This window comes from Stutzerimonas zhaodongensis, from assembly GCF_003696365.1.
Taxonomy (GTDB): domain Bacteria; phylum Pseudomonadota; class Gammaproteobacteria; order Pseudomonadales; family Pseudomonadaceae; genus Stutzerimonas; species Stutzerimonas zhaodongensis.
The window spans coordinates 482,644-501,343 of the sequence record NZ_RFFM01000001.1 but is presented as its reverse complement, the minus strand read 5'-3'; the positions used below and the strand labels follow the sequence as shown (position 1 = coordinate 501,343).

The following is an 18,700-nucleotide window of genomic DNA, read 5'->3' as shown; positions in this document are numbered from 1 at the left end:
GCACCCCATGACTGCCCACTACAGCCCCAGCGCCTACCAGCCGGCGCGCATTCCCGACCAGCCAGCAGCGACCAAGCGCAGTTGGTTGTTCCGCTTTGGCAGCTCGCGCCTGCCCTGGGGCCATACCGAGGACATCGTGCCCCATAGCATGCTGAGCCATACATCCCCCGCCGGTCTGCGAGATGTCGAACGCTACGAGCATGCGCTGGAAACAGGGGAGGAGCAACGAGAAGCCTACGAACTGCTGGATTACCACCAGGTCATCGATCACGAACGCTATCGACATGCTTCACTCTCCAAACGCAGCCTGTTCTGGTTTTATCTATGGGTAGGGGGGCGCTTTGTTTTTTGGGTGATGGCGATTTTTCTACCATTGACCTGGCTGGTAGGTGCTGCTGCTCTAGATGACGAATATCTCTCTAACTTACTGGCAATCATCAAGGAAACTGCATGGACTTTTTTAGTCCCCCTCGCCTGCTGGGCCATAGGCTCCCTGGTCGTTCACAAGCTGACCAACTGCGTCGTTCGCCCTTCCAAAGGCCCGCTGTGGGAGTTCAATCGCCGCACCGGCATGGTCACTATCTTCGATTACGACAATATGGGCGAGCACAAACGCAGCGGCACCATTGGTGAGTTCTCCTACCCCTTTCATGAGTTCGATGCCTATATCAGCAGCGGCCCAGACCGGCAGGGCCTGATCTGGCATCAGTTGCATCTGGTGCATCGGTATCACGACCTGGCCATCGACCTCAGCCCCATCGTTTCAAAGGACTCCAGCATGGCGCCGCATTTCGCCGCCTGGGACTTTCTGCAGAACTACATGGACACCAGCCGCCCACTGCCGGATATCCCGCTGTTCGAGCAGCACCGCGCACAGGATCCGGTAACAGCCGAACATGACCGCCGTACGGCTCGCCCCGAGCGCTATTGGCGCGATATGGACGACGAAACATGGGACGCGCGGCTGACGCAGAATCTGGCACGGGTCAACGCTTACGACATCACTGGCCGCCTTAACCTGATGGCTCGACATGTGCAATATGCCGACTGACCTGTGACATCCGCGAAAAAACCCAAAGAACGCACTCATGACTGCCTACTGCAGCGCAAGCGCCGGCCTACAGCGCCACTGGCCATCAATCTAATGGGCGGCATGCTTCACCGCCCAAGCTGCGCCGCAGCAGGTGAGGCAGGTCATGTCAGTACACAGTTGGACAGGCATCTAGCGCAACAGCTCTAACTCATGCAGCCCTACTCCGGCACCTCCACACACACATGAATCGCATCATGCCGCCAATACTCCATGTCGCAGTCGATGATTCGCTCATGCTGATCCCGATTGAGGCGGGTGATGCGCAGGGCTGGGCTGCCGGGGGCGGTGCGCAGGGTGGCGGCGGCTTCGGCGTGGAGGGCGGTGGGGACCATGTCGAAGCGGACGCGGCCGTAGTGGATGCCGTATTCGCTGGCATAGAGCTCTGTCAGTGAGCGGGTCAGGTCGTAGTCAAGGATGCCTGGAAAATAGACGGGGTTCAGGTAGTGCTCGACGTAGAGCACTAGGCGGCCGTCGATGCGTCGGGCGCGGCGGATCTGGATAACGCTCGATAAGGCCGCAAGCTCCAACCGTGAACAGATATCTGCAGTAGCCGGTTGCAGCCTTGCAGACAGCACTTCGGTTGCTGGCAACCGTCCTTGGTCGCCCACCATCGCGTGAAAGTGGCTACGCACCAGCGGGTTGTAAAGAACTCGTGGCGGCGAAACGAACCAGCCGCGTCGGTCTTCGCGGTAGATCATGCCCAGGGACTCCAACTGCCCCAGCGCTTCGCGTAGCGTGATGCGAGTGGTGGCGAACAGTTCACTTAGCTTGCGTTCGGAGGGGAGCTGCCCCCCCGGCTGAAGCAAACCGTGCCCAATCTGCTCCTGAAGCGAACTGCAGATCGCAGTCACCGTCCGCGGCACTTCATCACGCATCGTCTCTACTCATCTGGACTAGTCCAAGAGCCAAAAGGGGGCAGATTTGCCTCCGCTTGCCTGGCTGATGCTCGATGAGGCTAGTGGGTAAGGATGACTGCCGCATGACAATGCAGCGACAGCATCAGGCACGGGTATCCGAATAGCGATTTGCTCGGGCGCAAAGAAATTGATGAAAGCCCCTCCAGGCGAGGCTTTGCAGGTGAGCTAGGCTTGCTACGGCACCCCAGCCGCAGTGTCGCCCGTCAGGCGATGGCGGAGGTAACGACATCAAACTGTCACCTGCACCCCCTAATTTGGCTCGCATCCTGCTGATCTAGACCAATGACCTGCGTAAGGAGCTTCTGATGAAACGACTGCTGCTGGCTTCACTGCTGGGAACAGCGATCGCCCTGGTGACCTCGGCGAATGCTGCACAAACGGACCTGAAAAGCCTTGAAGACGCGGCTCGCGCCGAAGGCGAGGTCAATAGCGTTGGCATGCCGGACAGCTGGGCCAACTGGAAGGACACCTGGCAGGACCTGGAAAAGAAGTACGGCCTCAAGCACATGGATACCGACATGAGTTCGGCTCAGGAGATCGCCAAATTCGCCGCTGAGAAAGATAACGCCACAGCCGACATCGGTGACGTCGGCGCCGCGTTCGGGCCCATTGCTGTCCAACAGGGCGTTACCCAGCCATACAAGCCGAGCACTTGGGAGCAGATCCCCGAGTGGGCCAAGGACAAGGACGGCCACTGGATGCTGGCTTACACCGGCTCCATCGCTTTCATCGTCAACAAGCAACTGGTCAAGGAAACGCCGTCTTCATGGGCTGAGCTAAAGGAAGGCAAGTACAAGGTCGCCATCGGGGACGTCAGCGCTGCGGCTCAGGCCGTCAACGGTGTACTGGCCGCAGCCATCGCCAACGGCGGGGACGAGAAGCACATCCAGCCAGGCCTGGATTACTTTGCCGAAATCGCGAAGCAGGGCCGCCTGTCGCTGTCGAACCCGACGATCCAGACGCTCGAGCGCGGAGAAGTGGAAGTCGGTGTGGTCTGGGACTTCAATGGCCTGTCGTACCGCGACCAGATCGACCCTAGCCGCTTCGAAGTGGTGATCCCCTCGGATGGCTCGGTGATTTCCGGCTACACGACCATCATCAACAAGTGGGCCAAGCATCCTAATGCTGCCAAGCTCGCCCGCGAATACATCCTCTCCGATGCCGGGCAAATCAATTTGGCCAAGGGCAATGCCCGTCCGATTCGTGCCGAGCATCTGACGCTCCCCGCCGAGGTGCAGGCCAAGCTGCTGCCGAACGAGCAGTACGCCAAGGTCAAGCCAATCGAAGACGCTGAAGCCTGGGAAGCGACGTCGAAGGCCCTGCCACAGCAGTGGCAGGAAAACGTCATCATCGAAATGGAGTGATCCGCAGCCAAAAGGCCAGATCGTAGGGTTACGAGCGGTGTACCGCGTCAGCTCGCCAGCGTGTGGGCTGACGCGGAACGCAGCCCACTCCTGATAGGAAAAGTCCAATGAGCAAAGCCATCCTCGTTGTGCTCGACGGCCTCGGCTACCAGGTCGCAGAGCACGCGCTCGGGCATCTGCAGGCTTATTGCCTGGCCGGACGAGGAGCGCTGTACCGCTTGCAATGTGAGCTACCTGCGCTGTCCCGGCCGCTGTACGAATGCATCCTGACCGGCGTGCCACCAATCGACAGCGGCGTCGTACATAACGACGTGGTGCGGCTGTCCACCGAGCGCAGCATCTTCCATTACGCCCGCGACGCCGGTTTGAGCACAGCCGCCGCGGCCTATCACTGGATCAGCGAACTCTATAACCGCGCCCCTTTCCAGGCGGCACGCGACCGGCACAGCGAGACGCCCGAACTACCGATCCAGCACGGGCATTTCTATTACGAGGACCACTATCCCGATTCGCACCTGTTCGCCGACGCGGAGAGCCTGCGGCTGCGACATAACCCGGATTTCCTGCTGGTGCACCCGATGAACATCGACGACGCCGGCCACAAGTATGGCCTGGACTCGTCTCAATACCGCAACGCCGCACGCCGCGCCGATATCCTGCTCGCCGAATACCTGCAGCGCTGGTTGGATGACGGTTATCAGGTTCTGGTTACAGCAGATCACGGCATGAACAACGACCGCTCGCACAACGGCCTGCTTGCGGAGGAACGCGAGGTACCGCTGTTCGTGCTGGGCTCGGCCTTCAGCCTCGACCTTTCAGCCCAGCCCAGGCAGACCGAGTTGTGCGGCACGGTGTGCCAGCTGCTCGGTGTGCCGCACGACAAGCCACTGTGCCCGGCGCTGCTGAAATGACAGCGCGGCTGGAAGACAACCTCAAGACCGCGGCCATCCGAGACGGCGCCAGCCTTACCGCGGCAAGCAGGCGAGCACCGCGCGGCAAATGGCTGGCGCTGCTGTGCCTGCTGCCGTTCGCCGCTTTTTTTCTCGCGTTTCAGATTGCCCCGCTGGTATGGGTAACGCTCAACAGCCTGAACACCGCGGATGGCTGGGGCCTGGCCAACTTTCAGAAAGTCTTCGGCTCGAAGTTCTATCTGCAAGCCATCAAGCACAGCCTGCAGATCGCCTTTTGGTCGAGCCTGTTCGGTATCGTAATTGCGATCCTGGGTAGCTACTCGTTGCGCCAGGTCGATTCGAAGTTGCGTGACTTCGTCATGGCCTTTTCCAATATGACCAGCAACTTCGCCGGCGTTCCGCTGGCTTTCGCCTTCGTCATCCTGCTCGGCTTCAACGGCGCACTGACGATCCTGCTCAAGCAGGCCGGGATCATCGAAGATTTCAACCTCTACTCCAAGACCGGCCTGATCGTGCTCTACACGTACTTCCAGATACCGCTGGGTGTGCTGCTGCTCTACCCCGCCTTCGATGCATTGCGCGAGGACTGGCGTGAATCGGCATCCCTGCTGGGTGCGGGGACCTGGAGCTACTGGCGCTATATAGGCCTGCCGGTATTGACGCCTGCACTTCTGGGCACCTTCGTCATCCTGCTGGCCAATGCGCTGGGGGCCTATGCAACCGTTTACTACCTCACCACCGGAAACTTCAACGTATTGCCGATCCGCATCGCGGCGATGATTTCCGGAGACATTTCCCTCGATCCGAACATGGCGAGCGCGTTGGCGATGGTGTTGGTTGGATTGATGGGCGTGATCACCGTGGCGCATCAGTTGCTGCTCAGGAGGAGCTACCATGCGAGCCGCTGAAGCGAAACGCGGTGCGCTGTACCACCGCATGGTGGTCTGGCTGCTTTTCCTAATCCTGCTGTTACCACTGGCCGCGACCTTTCTCTACTCGATCTCCAGCAGCTGGTCGGCAACCATCTTGCCGGACGGATTGACCTTCGACTGGTATCTGCAGCTATGGAGTGAAGAGCGCTTCCTGCGTGCGTTCGCGCAGTCGCTGCTGGTCTGCCTGGGTGCCCTAGCGCTGGCGGTGGTGCTGATACTGCCGCTTCTGTTCGTGGTGCATTATCACTTCCCCAAGCTCGACGGGCTGATGAACATCCTGATTCTGCTGCCGTTTGCTGTGCCGCCGGTGGTGTCCTCGGTCGGTTTGCTGCAGCTGTACGGCTCGGGCCCGCTGGCAATGGTCGGGACGCCATGGATCCTGATTGGCGCCTATTTCACCATCGCGCTGCCATTCATGTACCGGGCGATCAGCAACAACCTGCAGGCAATCAATCTGCGCGACCTGATGGATGCTGCCCATCTGCTCGGCGCCAGCACCTGGAAGGCGGCGTTTCTAGTGGTGCTGCCGAATCTGCGCAAGGGGCTGATGGTGTCGCTGTTCCTGTCGTTCTCGTTTCTGTTCGGCGAGTTCGTCTTCGCCAACTTGCTGGTCGGCACGCGCTACGAAACCTTGCAGGTTTATCTGAACAACATGAAAAACAGCAGCGGCCACTTCAACAGTGCGCTGGTGATTTCCTACTTCTTCTTCGTGCTCGTGTTTACCTGGGCTGCAACCCGGTTGAGCCGAAACCAGCCCTGAAGTGCCGGCTTTACGAGAGGGGCTGATCGGGGTCGGAGTTATTGGACGGCGGCTGAAGCGCCCCAGACGGCACAGCAGCGTGGCGACTGAACCGAGCAGCGCATTGCCCACCCTTTTACGGCGGACCACGAACACCGCTGCGGTTATTCGAGACAGGAACATTCATGAGCTACCTCAGCATCCGCAACCTGCACAAAACCTATGGTGACACCCAGGTCTTCAGCGATATCGATTGCGAGATTGCCAAAGGCGAGCTGATCACCCTGCTCGGCCCGTCTGGCTGTGGCAAGTCCACGCTGTTGCGCTGCATCGCCGGGCTCACCGAGGTGGATGGCGGGCAGATCCTGCTGGACGGCGAGGACCTGGTGCCAGTTGCACCGCAGAAGCGCCAGATCGGCATGGTCTTCCAGAGCTACGCGCTGTTTCCCAACATGACGGTGGAGCAGAACGTTTCCTTTGGCCTGCGCATGCAAAATATCGCAAAGGACGAAAGCGCCAGACGGGTGGCCGAGGTGCTGGCAATGGTAGAGCTCGGCGAGTTCGCCCGCCGCTACCCGAGCCAACTCTCGGGCGGACAATGCCAGCGCGTAGCACTGGCGCGCTCTCTGGTCACGCGCCCACGGCTGCTGCTGCTCGACGAACCTCTCTCGGCGCTGGATGCGCGGATCCGCAAGCATCTGCGCGAGCAGATCCGCGCGATCCAACAAGAGCTGAAGCTGACCACTATCTTCGTCACACATGATCAGGAAGAAGCACTGACCCTCTCAGATCGCATCCTGCTGATGAACGCCGGACGCATCGTCCAGAGCGCGGACGCCGAAACCCTCTACACCGCGCCCGTCAGTGCCTTCGCCGCCGGTTTTATCGGCAACTACAATCTGCTCACCGCTGATGTGGCTTCACGACTGTTGCAACGTCCGATCGATAAGCAGGTGGCGATCCGCCCTGAAGCCATTGCCTTGGCAAATACGGTTGGGGGCAGCGAAGGGATCGCCGCAGTCATCAAAAGCCACAGCCTGCTCGGCAATGTGATCCGCTACCGCGTCGAGGTACGCGATGTCGAGCTGCTGGTAGATGTACTTAATCGCTCTGCTGCTGATCTCTATCCCCACGGCCGCCACGTAAGCCTTACCATCGACGCTTCGGCAATTCATGAGGTGGCTTGATGGCATTGGCAATTTTTGACCTGGACGAAACCCTGATCGACGGCGATTGCGCCAGCCTGTGGGCCCATGAAATGGCCAAGATCGGCTGGGTGGACGGGGAATCTTTTCTGCGCAAGGACGCCGAGCTCATGGCCGAATACGCCTTTGGCCGGCTGGCGATGGAGGACTACATGGCCTTCAGCCTGGCTCCGCTCGTAGGCCGCACTGCCGACGAGGTCGCCCATGTGGTCGAGCCCTTTGTCGAGGATGTCATCGAGCCGCTGATCTACAGCGACGCCATGCGCCACGTTGCCGAACACCGCAAAGCCGGCGACCGCGTGCTCATCATTTCCGCTTCAGCAGAGTTTCTGGTGAAGGCAGTGGCTGCACGGCTTGGCATTCAGGATGTGCTGGCTATTCAACTGGAAGAACAGCATGGCTTCTACAGCGGGAAGACGCGCGGCGTGCTCAGCTACCGAGAAGGCAAAGCCACTCGACTGTGGGCGTGGGCGGCAGAACAGGGCGAATCGGTGCAGAACGCGCACTTCTATTCGGACTCGATCAATGATCTACCGTTGCTCGAGCAGGTCACCTATCCCCATGTGGTAAACCCCGACCCGCTCCTGCGGGAGCAGGCAGAGGCCAGAGGCTGGCCGCTGCTGGCCTGGAGATAAGCCCAAGGGGCCGATTCAGGCCCCAGCATTCAATGGCAGCAGCACGCGGAACACTGCGCCTTTCCCTTCTTCGCTCTCGACCTGAATGCATCCCTGGTGAGCCTTGACGATCTGCTCGGCGATGAACAATCCAAGACCAAGTCCTGCACTGCTTTCACTGCCTTCGGCTCGTTCGAACTGACAGAAGATCCGCTCAAGGCTCTTTGAACTGATGCCGATTCCCTGATCCCGCACCTCCACGCACGCCGACTCGCCTTGGCGTGAAACCGATACCTGCACAGGTTTGCCAGCGCCATAGCGCATGGCATTGGTCAGCAGGTTGGCCACAACCTGCTCGATGCGGAATTCGTCCCATACGCCGATCAATGACTCGGGACGCTGGAACAACAGTGGACAACCACTGGCTTCCATTTGCGGCGCGAAGTTCTCGACCATGCTGGCGACCAGCTTGCCGATATCCACTTCGGTGGGGCGGATGGACAGTTTGCCGGTGCGGATACGCGACACGTCCAGCATGTCATCGATCAGGCGGATCAGGCTTTGCACCTGTCGCTCGTCCTTGTCGACCATATGCCGCAGTTTGTCTTCGGTGAAGGCGGCGAGGTTGTTGCGTCCGAGCTGCAATTTGCGCAGCTGTACTTCAAGAATGAGGGTATTGAGCGGCGTTTTCAGTTCATGGGAGACGATGGACATGAAGTCGTCTCGCATGCGCACCGCATCTTCCAGTTCGGCCTTGGTCCTACGTAGCTCATTGAGCAGGACTTCCTGCTCCCGACGGCTGCGCTCGAGTTCTTCGAGCTGGCGAGCCATCCGCTTGCGGTTGCGATACAGGTCGACGAATACGCTGACCTTGCTACGCACCGCATGGGTATCCAGTGGCTTGTGCATGAAGTCGACAGCGCCGGTTTCATAGCCCTTGAACGCGTAATTGAGCTCTCGGCCGGCAGCGCTTACAAAGACGATCGGGATCTGCTTGGTGCGTTCGGTGCCACGCATAAGCTCAGCCAATTGAAAACCGTCCATGCCTGGCATCTGCACGTCGAGGATCGCCAGCGCGAATTCGTGTCTGAGCAGCAGTTCAAGCGCTTGCTCGGCCGACTCTGCCTGGTGCACGCGAATGCCCGGCGCCTTGAGCAGCGCATCCAGTGCCAGCAGATTCTCCGGCAGATCATCGACGATCAGCAGGTTCGCTTCATCCGTTTGGTCAGACATGAGTCACTCCAGTTCGCGCAACAGTCGATGGATATCACGCAAGGGCAAAATGAAATCCGGCGCAAAGCGCTGGAGTGCTGCAAGTGGCATGGTAGCGACCTCGGCTTCGCCGGGATCCTGAACAACTGTCAACCCGCCGGCCTGCCTGATCGCATCAAGCCCGGCCGCCCCGTCTTCATTGGCGCCTGTCAGCAATATGCCGGCAACCCGTTCCCCCCAAACATCGGCCGCCGACTCGAACAGCACGTCGATCGAAGGCCGTGAAAAATGCATCGCATCGTCCTGGCTGAGCGACAGACTCAAGTCGCTCTCGACCAGCAGGTGGTAACCCGGAGACGCAAAATACAGGGTTCCGCCGCGCACCGGTTCCTTATCACCCGGTTCTGTGACGCGCAGGTCCGTCTTGCGCTGGAAGATTTCCACCAGCTGAGTGGGCCCCGTGCGCGGCACGTGCTGGACCATCAACAGCGGCAAACGGTACTTAGCCGGCAGCCCTGTCACCAATGCGCTGAGCGCCGCCAGCCCGCCAGCCGACGCGCCAATCACCACAGCATCGACGGGACGTCCGGACAGCTTGGCGAAAGCATCATGGGCCGTGCTGGTCATAGCTTGCGGAAGATCCGTTCCTGCTTGTCGAAGGCCTCGAAGCGCTCGGCATAGCCTGAGAATTCGACGGTTTCCTTGCTGCCGAGACCCAGAAATCCTCGGTGACAGAGCGACTCGCGGAACAGTCCGAAGGCGCGATCCTGCAAAGGCTTGTTGAAGTAGATCAACACATTGCGACAGGAAATCAGCTGCGTCTCGGCGAAAACGCTATCTGTAGCAAGGCTGTGATCAGCGAAAGTCACCCTATCTTTCAAGGACTTATCCATGATTGCGGAGTCATAGGCGGCCGTATAGTAATCGCTCAGGCTGCACTTGCCACCGGCACGTTGATAATTGCCGGTGTACTGCCGCATGTGGTCTATGTTGAAGATCCCTTGGCGTGCGCGCTCAAGCGAACGTGGGTTGATATCGGTGGCGTAGAGAATGGTGCGATCCAGCAAGCCCTCTTCCTTCAGCAAGATTGCCATGGAATAGACCTCCTCCCCAGTGCTGCAGCCGGCAATCCAGATCTTCAGCGACGGGTAGGTGCGCAATACCGGCACCACCTGTTCGCGAAGCGCCAGGTAATAGCTGGGGTCGCGAAACATCTCGCTTACCGGAATGGTGAGGAACTGCAGCAGGTCCATGAACGCTTGTGAGTCATAGAGAATCTTGCGCTGCAGCTCCGAGATGTTCTCGCATTGCATCTGCTTGAGCGCCAGCAGTACCCGCCGCTTGAGCGAGGCGCTGGAGTAGTCCCGGAAATCGTAGCTGTAGCGCAGGTAGATCGCTTCGATCAGCAGCTTCAGTTCGATGGCCTGATTGCGGTCTGGCATGTCAGAGCAGCTCCACCTTCGGTAGCCACACACGAATCAGCGAGAACAGTCGGTCAAGGTCGATCGGCTTGGCCAGATAATCGTTGGCACCGGAGCGCAGGCAACGGTCCTGATCATCCTTCATGGCTTTGGCGGTCACGGCGATGATCGGCAACTTGGCAAAGCGCGGGTCCTTGCGGATTTCCTGCATGGCGGTAAAACCGTCCATCTCCGGCATCATGATGTCCATCAGTACCAGATCGATATCGCTGACGTTCTGCAGCTGGGCGATGGCCTCATGGCCGTTGCGGGCGATCTCGATCAGCGCGCCCTTCTGCTCCAGCGCGCTGGTGAGGGCGAAGACGTTGCGCACGTCGTCGTCCACCACCAGGATCTTGCGGCCCTCGAACGCCTTTTCGCGGCTGCGCACGCTCTTGAGCATCTTCTGCCGCTCCGGCGGCATGTCGGACTCGACCTTGTGCAGGAACAGCGTGACCTCGTCGAGCAGGCGTTCCGGTGAACGTGCGCCCTTGATGATGATGGAGCGCGAATACTTCATCAGCGCCGCTTCCTCGTCACGGGTCAGGTTGCGCCCGGTGTAGACGATCACCGGAGGGAAGGAGCAGATATCCTCGCGCGCCATGCGTTCGAGCAGCTGGTGGCCGTCCATGTCCGGCAGTTTGAGATCGATGATCATGCAATCGAAGACGGTCGAACGCAGCAGCTCCAACGCCTGCTCACCGAACTCCACGGCGGTGATTTCGATATCCACATCCTCGATCAGGCGCGACACGCTTTCACGCTGACGTGCGTCGTCCTCCACCAGCAGGATGCGTTTGACCTTCTGCGCCAGTTTGGCTTCAAGGCGGCCGAAGACCTCCTTGAGATCTTCGCGGGTGGTCGGCTTGGTTGCGTAACCGATCGCGCCCATCTGCAGCGCGGCTTCCTTGCGATCTTCAACGGACACGATATGTACCGGGATATGCCGGGTGATCGGATTTTCCTTGAGGCGTTCGAGCACGGTCAGCCCGGAATGGTCCGGCAGGCGCATGTCGAGAAGGATGGCGTCGGGTCGATACTGGACGGCGGTATCGAAGCCGTGGTCAGCATTGTGTGCGATCAGGCAGCTGTATTTGAGCTCGTGAGCCAGGTCGCGGAGGATGCTGGCGAACTGTGGCTCATCCTCGATGACCAGCACCGACCGTTCACTGAAGGGAAAGCCGCCGCGATCATCGCTCACCGTGGGCAGGGCGTACTCACGGGCAGGCTCGATGCGCTGGGTTGTGGGTGGCTCAGCGGCGGCAATCGCCGCGACTGTCGGCTGGGTCGGCGCGGGGATGATTTCCTCCGACTCGTCCGCCTGCGGCTCGGTGTAGTTTTCCGGCACGATCAAGGTAAACACGCTGCCTGCGCCCGGCTCGCTGCTGACCTCGATGGTGCCACCCAGCAACTGCGCCAGCTCCCGGGAAATCGACAGGCCCAGCCCGGTACCGCCGTAGCGCCGATTGGTGGTGCCGTCAGCCTGTCGGAATGCTTCGAAGATCACTTGCTGCTGGTCCGATGGAATGCCAATACCCGAGTCGTGGACCGCAAAGGCCATGTGCTCGTTATCACGACGCGACACCCGCAGCTCTACTGAACCCTTCTCAGTGAACTTGAATGCGTTGGAGAGCAGGTTCTTGAGGATCTGTTCCAGACGCTGGCGATCGGTGTAGAGGCTAGATGGCAAACCCTCGTCCAGCACCACATTGAACTGCAGCGACTTCTCCAGCGCCTGGGCGAGGAAGAGGCTTTTCAGGCCATCGACCATACGAGTCAGGATGAGCAATTCAGGGCGCACATCCAGCTTGCCCGCCTCGACCTTGGAGATGTCCAGGATGTCGTTGATCAGGTTGAGCAGGTCATTTCCGGCCGAGTAGATCGAGCGAGCGAACTGCACCTGATCGTCATGCAGATTGCCTTCCGGGTTGTCGGCCAACAGCTTGGCAAGAATCAACGAGCTGTTGAGTGGCGTGCGCAGCTCATGGGACATGTTGGCGAGGAATTCCGACTTGTAGCGGCTGGCCCGCTGCAGCTCATCGGCGCGCTCTTCGAGCATCAGCTGCACCTCGTGCAGGCGGTTGTTCTTGAGATCCACCTCGTCACGCTGTCGGGCCAGCTGCTGAGTGTGCTCGGCGAGCTGCTCGTTGGTCTGCTCGAGCTCGGCCTGCTGCTCTTCCATGTGCGCCTGGGATTCACGCAGGGCATTGGATTGCTCTTCAAGCTCTTCGTTGGCCGCGCGCAACTCTTCCTGCTGCACCTGCAGCTCTTCGTTGAGCTGCTGCGTTTCGGCCAGCATGCGCTGTAGCCGCTGGCGGTAACGTGCCGCCTCGATAGCCGAACCGATGTTATCTCTGACCCGGCTGAGCAGCTCGCTGTCCTCATCACGCAGTGGCCTCAGGAAGGCGACTTCCAGCACTGCGTTGAGCATTCCGCTGTCTTCGACCGGGAAGATCAGTACTGAGGTGGCTTCAGCGCTACCCAGCGCCGAGCTCACTTTCAGGTAACCCGGCGGCAGGTTGTCCAGCCGCATCACACGACGCTCAAGCGCGGCCTGGCCTACCAGCCCCTCGCCAATCTCCAGCGTGCGGTCACTGTTCAGCCTGTCCTTGTCCCAGCCGAACTCTGCCACCCGCCGCAACTTGCTGTCCTGCGTGACGTACAGCGCGCCTACTGCCACATCGAGATAACGCGCGAGAAAGGTAAGCACGTTCTGGCCAAGGGTCGGCAGGGCCTGCTCGCCGATCAGCGATTCGCTGAGCTGGGTTTGACCGGTGCGATACCAGGCCTGCTTTTCCAGCGCCGCGGCGTGGGCCTGCTGCTGTTGAAGCGACGCAGCATAACTTTCAGAGAGGCTGAACAGATCGCGCCGCCCGAAGTAAACCAGCAAGCCGCTGAAAATCAGACTGAACAGTAGAAAGCTGCCGACGAGTATGGTGGTGATGGTTTCCGATGTATCCGTGCGCTTGGCCCGGGCCTCACGTTCGTGAGCAATCAATTCGTTGAGCTGACGGCGTTGTTCCTCTTTCAGCTCAAGCCCCCGCTTGCTGCGCACGTATTCGACGATAGGCTCGCCATTGGCACGGCGTGCAATTGCCTCCTCAGCAAAGCCCACCCACTGCTGGTGCAGGCGACCGATGCGCTCAACACGATTCAGCTGGACCGGATCATCGCTCGCGTACTCCTTGAGTTGGGCCAGCAGCTCGTTGAATACGGGCAGTTCGTTTCGATAGGGCTCGAGAAACACCTCCTCCCCTGCAATGAGGTAACCCCGCATCGAGGCCTCGAGGTCGCCCGTCACCTTCAAGACATCATGGGCATACGCAACGCCCGCCACAGAGCGCTCGACCCAATGGCTGACGTTGAGCAGGAAATAGACGATGGCACTGAAGAAGAAGGCGCTGAGAAAGCCAACGCCAAGCGGCACCGCCACATTGCGATTGAGGATGCGCTTGAAATTATTCTGATCGATGAAAGAGTCGCCCATCTGGTTCCTTCCCAGGCCCTGTGCCAAGACAGAGACCCACGGCAGCGCGGGCAGTTGCGTCGCTGTCAAGCGCACGCTCCGATCCCGTCAAGTTCAAGGTGATTCGCGTGAGATGCCGCCAGACACGCAGTCGACCGGGGACTTTACACCGCCTCGCTTGCAAGCACAAAAAAGCCCGGCTGATTGGCCGGGCTCGGTGCCGCATCTGGCGACTCAGCGGCGAGCGATGACCCATACCGCATGAATGATGCCCGGGATGTAACCGAGCAGGGTCAGCAGGATGTTCAGCCAGAATGCGCCACCCAGGCCGACTTGCAGGAAAACGCCTAGCGGTGGCAGCAGAATCGCGATGATGATGCGGATCAAGTCCATTGTGGTTCCCCTTTGGTCTGGTTTTGCCGTGCAGGCTTACTGTGAATCGACCGGGTTGCCGGATAGGGGTTCACTTATACGCTGCAATAGCGCAAGGGTTCGAGAGGCAGGCAGCATCGACAGCCTGCCTGGAGCAGAGGCGGCCACCGCCGTCAGGCAGTGGCCGTGAAATATCCGGTAGCGACCGTTTGAGTCGCCGAGGGCACCTGGGTGCATGAGAGGAGAAGACGCGGCCAACCGTGGGTCAGGTAGCTGATGCGTCGATGCCAGCAGCCTCGTGAGCCATTGGCATCGTCAGGCACTGCCTGACAGGGCTACTGTCGCAGCCAATCGACTCCCCAGCCATACGCGGAAAGTCGAACATCGACCGCTTCCCCTCCGCACAACCGTCAGGGCCGCTGGTTCGCCCTGGGTTTATCGCGCTTACGGCGAATATTGATCCACGACAGCACCGCCAAGGCCACCATTAACCCGGTCATGTTGTAGTTGCCAATCGCTGCGTATCCCAGCGCTGCCAGCGAGCAGGCCACCAAACCGACCCACCTGACATAGCCCATCAACATACGCACCGTTGCGCCGAAGCGGTCGTCGTCTTGCTGCGCCATCAGAGCGGCCCTGCCTGCATGCGTTCAAGCTCCTTGGCATCGTGACTGCAGAACAGCGTCACTTCGTTCTTGTGTTCCAGAGACAGCGTCCATAGCCGGTGCTGATTGGCCAGCCGCGCCGTCCGGTCTACTTCCATCATTCGCTGATAGAAGCGCAGTCCCGGCGTGCAGTGCCTTTCAGTCCGGCCTACCTCTTCGCGATAGAAATAGGCGTCCCCCGCGTGCAAAAGCCAACCATTGCCCGTCTGCAGCGCCACGCCGGCATGGCCGTGCGTATGCCCGGTCAGCGGAATGAGCAGAATTTCGGGCGGCAGGCCGCGCAGCTCCCGAACCGCCTGAAAACCGAACCAGGTACCACCACCTGGCTCATAAAACTGCCAGTTGCGCACCTCATCCCACTGCTGATGGCGATAACGCCGGTGGCCGAGAAAGCTCCGAGTCGTACGTGCAGCATCCATCTCCCGCTGCAATACATGCACCTGAGCGTTGGGGAAATCCTCCAACCCTCCGGCATGGTCGAAATCAAGATGCGTCAGCAGGATGTGCTGCACATCCTGCTGGCTGAAGCCAAGCTCGCGGACCTGCTCCAGCGCGGTCAAACGACGCTCGAATTTGATGTTGTTAAACGCGATGAAGAAGCTGCTGAGCCGCTTGCGGGGCTCTAGCACATCGCAGCTACCGAAGCCGGTATCCACAAGTACCAACCCGTGCCGCTCGGTCTCGATCAACAGGCAGTGACACACCAGGTGTGCAGTAAGGCCGCTGCTGGACACCATCGAACAGCTTTCCGCCAACCGGACACATGCAGCCGCAATTGAGATGATGAATGCGCATGGAACCTCCTCTGGCATCGTGCCGCTTCGCACGCCCTCAGCCCGGTGCATAGCCTGCATCGCAGCCTTGGGGCTACCGCACTACCTGCCTGGAACCCAAGCGGCAGCCGGCCAAATCAGCGATCTATGATCTGTGAGACCTGGGAGCGCAACAGAGTTCAGGTCCAACGTCCTTCCCTGATGACCTGCGACACCTGTACGGTGTTTGAAGATCGTCCGCTGGACTGGACTATTCTTTCTGGATTCGCGTGGATAACTGCTGTGTCGCCAGCACTGGAGGTCATACCCGATGCACCTTCGCCCGATCTGCCGATTCGCCTGGCTATGGATGTTGCTGCTGACATTCGCCAGCACGTCCCATGCCGCGAGCCCCGTCGCAGTGCTGCGCGTGGACGGGGTCATCGGCCCCGCCAGCGCCGACTACGTGATCAGAGGCATCAAGCAGGCACAGGAAACCGAGGCCCAGTTGCTGATTCTGGAGCTGGATACGCCAGGTGGGTTGGACACCTCGATGCGCGACATCATCAAGGAAATCCTCGCCAGCCCGGTGCCGGTCGCTACCTATGTCACTCCCAGCGGCTCGCGGGCAGCAAGCGCGGGCACCTATATGCTCTACGCCAGCCATATCGCCGCAATGACGCCTGGCACCAACCTTGGCGCAGCTACGCCAGTACAGATTGGCGGCTCTGACAGCACGCCCACACCCTCTGCCGAGGCCAAGAAAGACGACCAGCAGAGCGGCGACGCCATGAGTCGCAAGCAGATGAATGACGCGGCGGCGTATATCCGCGGCCTGGCGCAACTGCGCGAACGCAACGCCGACTGGGCCGAGCGTGCAGTGCGCGAAGCAGTCAGCCTGTCGGCCCGTGAGGCACTGGCGCAGGACGTCATCGACTACCTGGCGAGCGACCTGGACGACCTGCTCGTTCAATTGGACGGTAAGGTCATCGAGACCAGCGCTGGGGCCACTACCTTGCAGACCAGCGGCGCCATTGTCGAGCGGCACGACCCGGACTGGCGGGTACGTTTTCTGGCCGTGATCACCAACCCCAGCGTGGCCCTGATCCTGATGATGATCGGCATCTACGGGCTGATTTTCGAGTTCTCCAACCCAGGTACAGGGGGCGGGGGCGTGATAGGCGGTATCTGTCTGTTGCTGGCGATGTTTTCGCTGCAGTTGCTGCCGGTCAACTACGCCGGCGTCGCGCTGATCATCCTGGGCCTGGCGTTCATGATCGCCGAGGCGTTCGTGCCAAGTTTCGGCGTGCTGGGCCTCGGCGGGGTTGCGGCCTTCGTCACCGGCGCGATCATTCTGGTGGACACCGAAGTACCCGGCTTCGGCATTCCGCTTTCGCTCATCGGCACCCTCGGCGTCATCAGCGCCTTGGTAGTCGTCGTGATCGTCCGCATGGCCTTGAAAGCGCGTCGCCGGCCTCTGGTCAGCGGGGACAGCGAACTGATCGGCGCCCTGACACCCGTTACCGGAGTCAATACCACCGACCCGAACAGCGGATGGGTGCAATTGCAGGGTGAACACTGGCAGGTACACAGCTCGGCACCATTGCTGCCGGGCCAACAGGTGCGCGTCGTGGCCAGACGCGGGCTGCAACTGGATGTCACCGTGGCCGAGGCGCCACCAATCGATAAGAGGTGAACCATGGGTTTGGAAATGAGCTTTATCGCGGTACTGGTGCTGGTCATCGCGCTGCTTGCATCGACCTTCCGCATCCTGCGCGAATACGAACGCGGCGTGGTGTTTCAGCTGGGACGCTTCTGGAAGGTCAAGGGGCCCGGGCTGATCATGGTGATCCCCGGAATCCAGCAAATGGTGAAGGTGGATCTCCGCACCCTGGTGCTGGACGTACCGACCCAGGACGTGATTTCGCGGGACAACGTATCGGTCAAGGTCAACGCAGTGGTGTACTACCGCGTACTGGACGCCGAGAAGGCAATCATTCAGGTCGAGGATTACCACTCCGCCACCAGCCAGCTCGCGCAAACCACGTTGCGTGCGGTTCTCGGCAAGCATGACCTGGACGACATGCTGGCCGAGCGCGAGCAGCTCAACAACGATATTCAGGCCGTGCTCGACGCACAGACCGACGCCTGGGGCATCAAGGTTGCCAATGTAGAAATCAAGCATGTGGACCTCGACGAATCGATGATCCGCGCCATTGCCCGACAAGCCGAGGCGGAACGCGAGCGGCGGGCCAAGGTCATTCATGCTGAGGGTGAATTGCAGGCATCGGAGAAGCTGATGCAGGCCGCCGAAATGCTGGGTCGCCAGCAAGGTGCGATGCAGCTGCGCTATATGCAGACGCTGAGCAACATCGCCGGCGACAAGAATTCGACCATCGTTTTCCCGCTGCCCATGGAGCTGCTACAGGGCCTGGGCAACCTCACCAAGAAATCCGAGTAGAAGCCTTATGCCCTTGCGCTCAGCCGTACCCCTTGTTCGCCTGTTGTCGGTCGTCCTGCTGACGATGACGCTTGCAGCCTGTGCCGCTTTTTCCAAGCGTGACCCGCTCAACGTGCAGGTCGCGGGCATTCAGCCGCTGCCGGGCGAAGGGCTGGAACTGCGCATGGCGGTCAAGTTGCGAATACAGAACCCCAATGACATGGCGCTGGATTACAACGGCGTGGCGCTGGATCTGGAAATCAACGGGCGACGCCTGGCAAGCGGCGTTAGCGACGCGCGTGGCAGCGTGCCTCGTTTCGGCGAAACCGTGCTCAGCGTGCCGGTCACCATTTCGGCCTTCTCGGCTGCCCGCCAGGCACTCGGCCTGGCCGAGCACATCGGCCTGGATGAAGTGCCCTATGTGTTGCGCGGGAAGCTGGCCGGTGGAATGTTCGGCACCCAGCGCTTCGTTGAAAAAGGCACGTTGGACCTCAATGGCGCATTAGCCAGCCCGTACCGACGCCCGTAGATGTCGTTAGATGAGCACGCTAATTCACC

The 18,700-nt window shown here is 60.2% G+C and carries 16 protein-coding genes and 2 pseudogenes; 10 read left to right on the top strand and 8 right to left on the bottom strand.

What is annotated here, in order from left to right; all coding sequences use genetic code 11:
- Positions 1-7: 7 nt before the first annotated feature.
- Complete coding sequence (locus EA797_RS02230; RefSeq protein ID WP_122163560.1) at positions 8-1,051, top strand: hypothetical protein; 1,044 nt, start codon at positions 8-10, stop codon at positions 1,049-1,051.
- A gap of 200 nt (positions 1,052-1,251) precedes the next feature.
- On the opposite strand, the gene EA797_RS02225 is transcribed toward EA797_RS02230, so the two are convergent.
- The gene (locus EA797_RS02225; protein WP_122163559.1) at positions 1,252-1,968 is read right to left on the bottom strand and encodes a UTRA domain-containing protein; all 717 of its coding nucleotides are present in this window, start codon (positions 1,966-1,968) and stop codon (positions 1,252-1,254) included.
- A gap of 347 nt (positions 1,969-2,315) precedes the next feature.
- Between EA797_RS02225 and EA797_RS02220 the strand changes: the two genes are divergently transcribed.
- From EA797_RS02220 to EA797_RS02195, 6 genes are all read left to right on the top strand, one after another.
- Positions 2,316-3,374, top strand: coding sequence for an ABC transporter substrate-binding protein (locus EA797_RS02220; protein WP_122163558.1), 1,059 nt, complete (start codon positions 2,316-2,318; stop codon positions 3,372-3,374).
- A gap of 107 nt (positions 3,375-3,481) precedes the next feature.
- Positions 3,482-4,285 (top strand): alkaline phosphatase family protein, encoded by an 804-nt coding sequence (locus EA797_RS02215; protein WP_122163557.1) that lies wholly within the window; start codon positions 3,482-3,484, stop codon positions 4,283-4,285.
- The gene (locus EA797_RS02210) at positions 4,282-5,193 is read left to right on the top strand and encodes an ABC transporter permease (RefSeq protein ID WP_244214052.1); all 912 of its coding nucleotides are present in this window, start codon (positions 4,282-4,284) and stop codon (positions 5,191-5,193) included. Before EA797_RS02215 ends, EA797_RS02210 begins: the two co-directional genes overlap by 4 nt.
- Positions 5,180-5,977, top strand: coding sequence for an ABC transporter permease (locus EA797_RS02205; protein WP_122163556.1), 798 nt, complete (start codon positions 5,180-5,182; stop codon positions 5,975-5,977). Before EA797_RS02210 ends, EA797_RS02205 begins: the two co-directional genes overlap by 14 nt.
- Positions 5,978-6,141: 164 nt before the next feature.
- Complete coding sequence (locus EA797_RS02200) at positions 6,142-7,143, top strand: ABC transporter ATP-binding protein (RefSeq protein WP_122163555.1); 1,002 nt, start codon at positions 6,142-6,144, stop codon at positions 7,141-7,143.
- Positions 7,143-7,796 (top strand): HAD family hydrolase, encoded by a 654-nt coding sequence (locus EA797_RS02195; protein ID WP_122163554.1) that lies wholly within the window; start codon positions 7,143-7,145, stop codon positions 7,794-7,796. The genes EA797_RS02200 and EA797_RS02195 overlap by 1 nt, the downstream gene beginning before the upstream one ends.
- A gap of 15 nt (positions 7,797-7,811) precedes the next feature.
- Here the strand turns inward: EA797_RS02195 and EA797_RS02190 are convergent, their stop codons facing one another.
- The 7 genes and pseudogenes from EA797_RS02190 to EA797_RS02160 all read right to left on the bottom strand — a co-directional run bounded on the left by EA797_RS02190 (position 7,812) and on the right by EA797_RS02160 (position 15,745).
- The gene (locus EA797_RS02190) at positions 7,812-9,008 is read right to left on the bottom strand and encodes a hybrid sensor histidine kinase/response regulator (protein ID WP_122163553.1); all 1,197 of its coding nucleotides are present in this window, start codon (positions 9,006-9,008) and stop codon (positions 7,812-7,814) included.
- Positions 9,009-9,011: 3 nt separating this feature from the next.
- On the bottom strand, positions 9,012-9,614 hold the full coding sequence (locus EA797_RS02185) for a chemotaxis protein CheB (RefSeq protein WP_122163552.1): 603 nt from the start codon (positions 9,612-9,614) through the stop codon (positions 9,012-9,014).
- Positions 9,611-10,429 (bottom strand): CheR family methyltransferase, encoded by an 819-nt coding sequence (locus EA797_RS02180; RefSeq protein WP_122163551.1) that lies wholly within the window; start codon positions 10,427-10,429, stop codon positions 9,611-9,613. The genes EA797_RS02185 and EA797_RS02180 overlap by 4 nt, the downstream gene beginning before the upstream one ends.
- Before the next feature lies 1 nt (position 10,430).
- Positions 10,431-13,934 (bottom strand): response regulator, encoded by a 3,504-nt coding sequence (locus tag EA797_RS02175; RefSeq protein WP_122163550.1) that lies wholly within the window; start codon positions 13,932-13,934, stop codon positions 10,431-10,433.
- 213 nt (positions 13,935-14,147) lie between these two features.
- Positions 14,148-14,306, bottom strand: coding sequence for a YqaE/Pmp3 family membrane protein (locus tag EA797_RS02170; RefSeq protein ID WP_122163549.1), 159 nt, complete (start codon positions 14,304-14,306; stop codon positions 14,148-14,150).
- Between the two features lie 389 nt (positions 14,307-14,695).
- A complete protein-coding gene (locus tag EA797_RS02165) occupies positions 14,696-14,911 on the bottom strand; it encodes a hypothetical protein (RefSeq protein WP_122163548.1) in 216 nt (71 codons plus the stop codon).
- Positions 14,911-15,745, bottom strand: a pseudogene (locus EA797_RS02160) (MBL fold metallo-hydrolase). Before EA797_RS02160 ends, EA797_RS02165 begins: the two are co-directional and overlap by 1 nt.
- A 288-nt stretch (positions 15,746-16,033) precedes the next feature.
- Here EA797_RS02160 and EA797_RS02155 point away from each other — a divergent pair.
- The 3 genes and pseudogenes from EA797_RS02155 to EA797_RS02145 all read left to right on the top strand — a co-directional run.
- Positions 16,034-17,409, top strand: a pseudogene (locus EA797_RS02155) (NfeD family protein); the annotation flags it as partial.
- Entirely contained in the window at positions 17,402-18,163 is a 762-nt protein-coding gene (locus EA797_RS02150; protein WP_122163546.1) for a slipin family protein, read from the top strand. The pseudogene EA797_RS02155 and the gene EA797_RS02150, both read left to right, overlap by 8 nt.
- 7 nt (positions 18,164-18,170) lie before the next feature.
- Positions 18,171-18,671: an LEA/WHy family protein gene (locus EA797_RS02145; RefSeq protein ID WP_122163545.1), complete on the top strand. Its 501-nt coding sequence runs from the start codon at positions 18,171-18,173 to the stop codon at positions 18,669-18,671.
- Positions 18,672-18,700 lie beyond the last annotated feature (29 nt).

What these genes read in the sequence shown, in the direction of transcription:
- EA797_RS02230 (WP_122163560.1), top strand. Translation starts at nt 8, where the DNA reads ATGACTGCCCACTACAGCCCCAGCGCCTACCAGCCGGCGCGCATTCCC.
- EA797_RS02150 (WP_122163546.1), top strand. Translation starts at nt 17,402, where the DNA reads ATGGGTTTGGAAATGAGCTTTATCGCGGTACTGGTGCTGGTCATCGCG.
- EA797_RS02170 (WP_122163549.1), bottom strand. Translation starts at nt 14,306, where the DNA reads ATGGACTTGATCCGCATCATCATCGCGATTCTGCTGCCACCGCTAGGC.
- EA797_RS02145 (WP_122163545.1), top strand. Translation starts at nt 18,171, where the DNA reads ATGCCCTTGCGCTCAGCCGTACCCCTTGTTCGCCTGTTGTCGGTCGTC.
- EA797_RS02200 (WP_122163555.1), top strand. Translation starts at nt 6,142, where the DNA reads ATGAGCTACCTCAGCATCCGCAACCTGCACAAAACCTATGGTGACACC.
- EA797_RS02220 (WP_122163558.1), top strand. Translation starts at nt 2,316, where the DNA reads ATGAAACGACTGCTGCTGGCTTCACTGCTGGGAACAGCGATCGCCCTG.
- EA797_RS02195 (WP_122163554.1), top strand. Translation starts at nt 7,143, where the DNA reads ATGGCATTGGCAATTTTTGACCTGGACGAAACCCTGATCGACGGCGAT.
- EA797_RS02225 (WP_122163559.1), bottom strand. Translation starts at nt 1,968, where the DNA reads ATGCGTGATGAAGTGCCGCGGACGGTGACTGCGATCTGCAGTTCGCTT.
- EA797_RS02205 (WP_122163556.1), top strand. Translation starts at nt 5,180, where the DNA reads ATGCGAGCCGCTGAAGCGAAACGCGGTGCGCTGTACCACCGCATGGTG.
- EA797_RS02210 (WP_244214052.1), top strand. Translation starts at nt 4,282, where the DNA reads ATGACAGCGCGGCTGGAAGACAACCTCAAGACCGCGGCCATCCGAGAC.
- EA797_RS02185 (WP_122163552.1), bottom strand. Translation starts at nt 9,614, where the DNA reads ATGACCAGCACGGCCCATGATGCTTTCGCCAAGCTGTCCGGACGTCCC.
- EA797_RS02215 (WP_122163557.1), top strand. Translation starts at nt 3,482, where the DNA reads ATGAGCAAAGCCATCCTCGTTGTGCTCGACGGCCTCGGCTACCAGGTC.
- EA797_RS02175 (WP_122163550.1), bottom strand. Translation starts at nt 13,934, where the DNA reads ATGGGCGACTCTTTCATCGATCAGAATAATTTCAAGCGCATCCTCAAT.
- EA797_RS02165 (WP_122163548.1), bottom strand. Translation starts at nt 14,911, where the DNA reads ATGGCGCAGCAAGACGACGACCGCTTCGGCGCAACGGTGCGTATGTTG.
- EA797_RS02180 (WP_122163551.1), bottom strand. Translation starts at nt 10,429, where the DNA reads ATGCCAGACCGCAATCAGGCCATCGAACTGAAGCTGCTGATCGAAGCG.
- EA797_RS02190 (WP_122163553.1), bottom strand. Translation starts at nt 9,008, where the DNA reads ATGTCTGACCAAACGGATGAAGCGAACCTGCTGATCGTCGATGATCTG.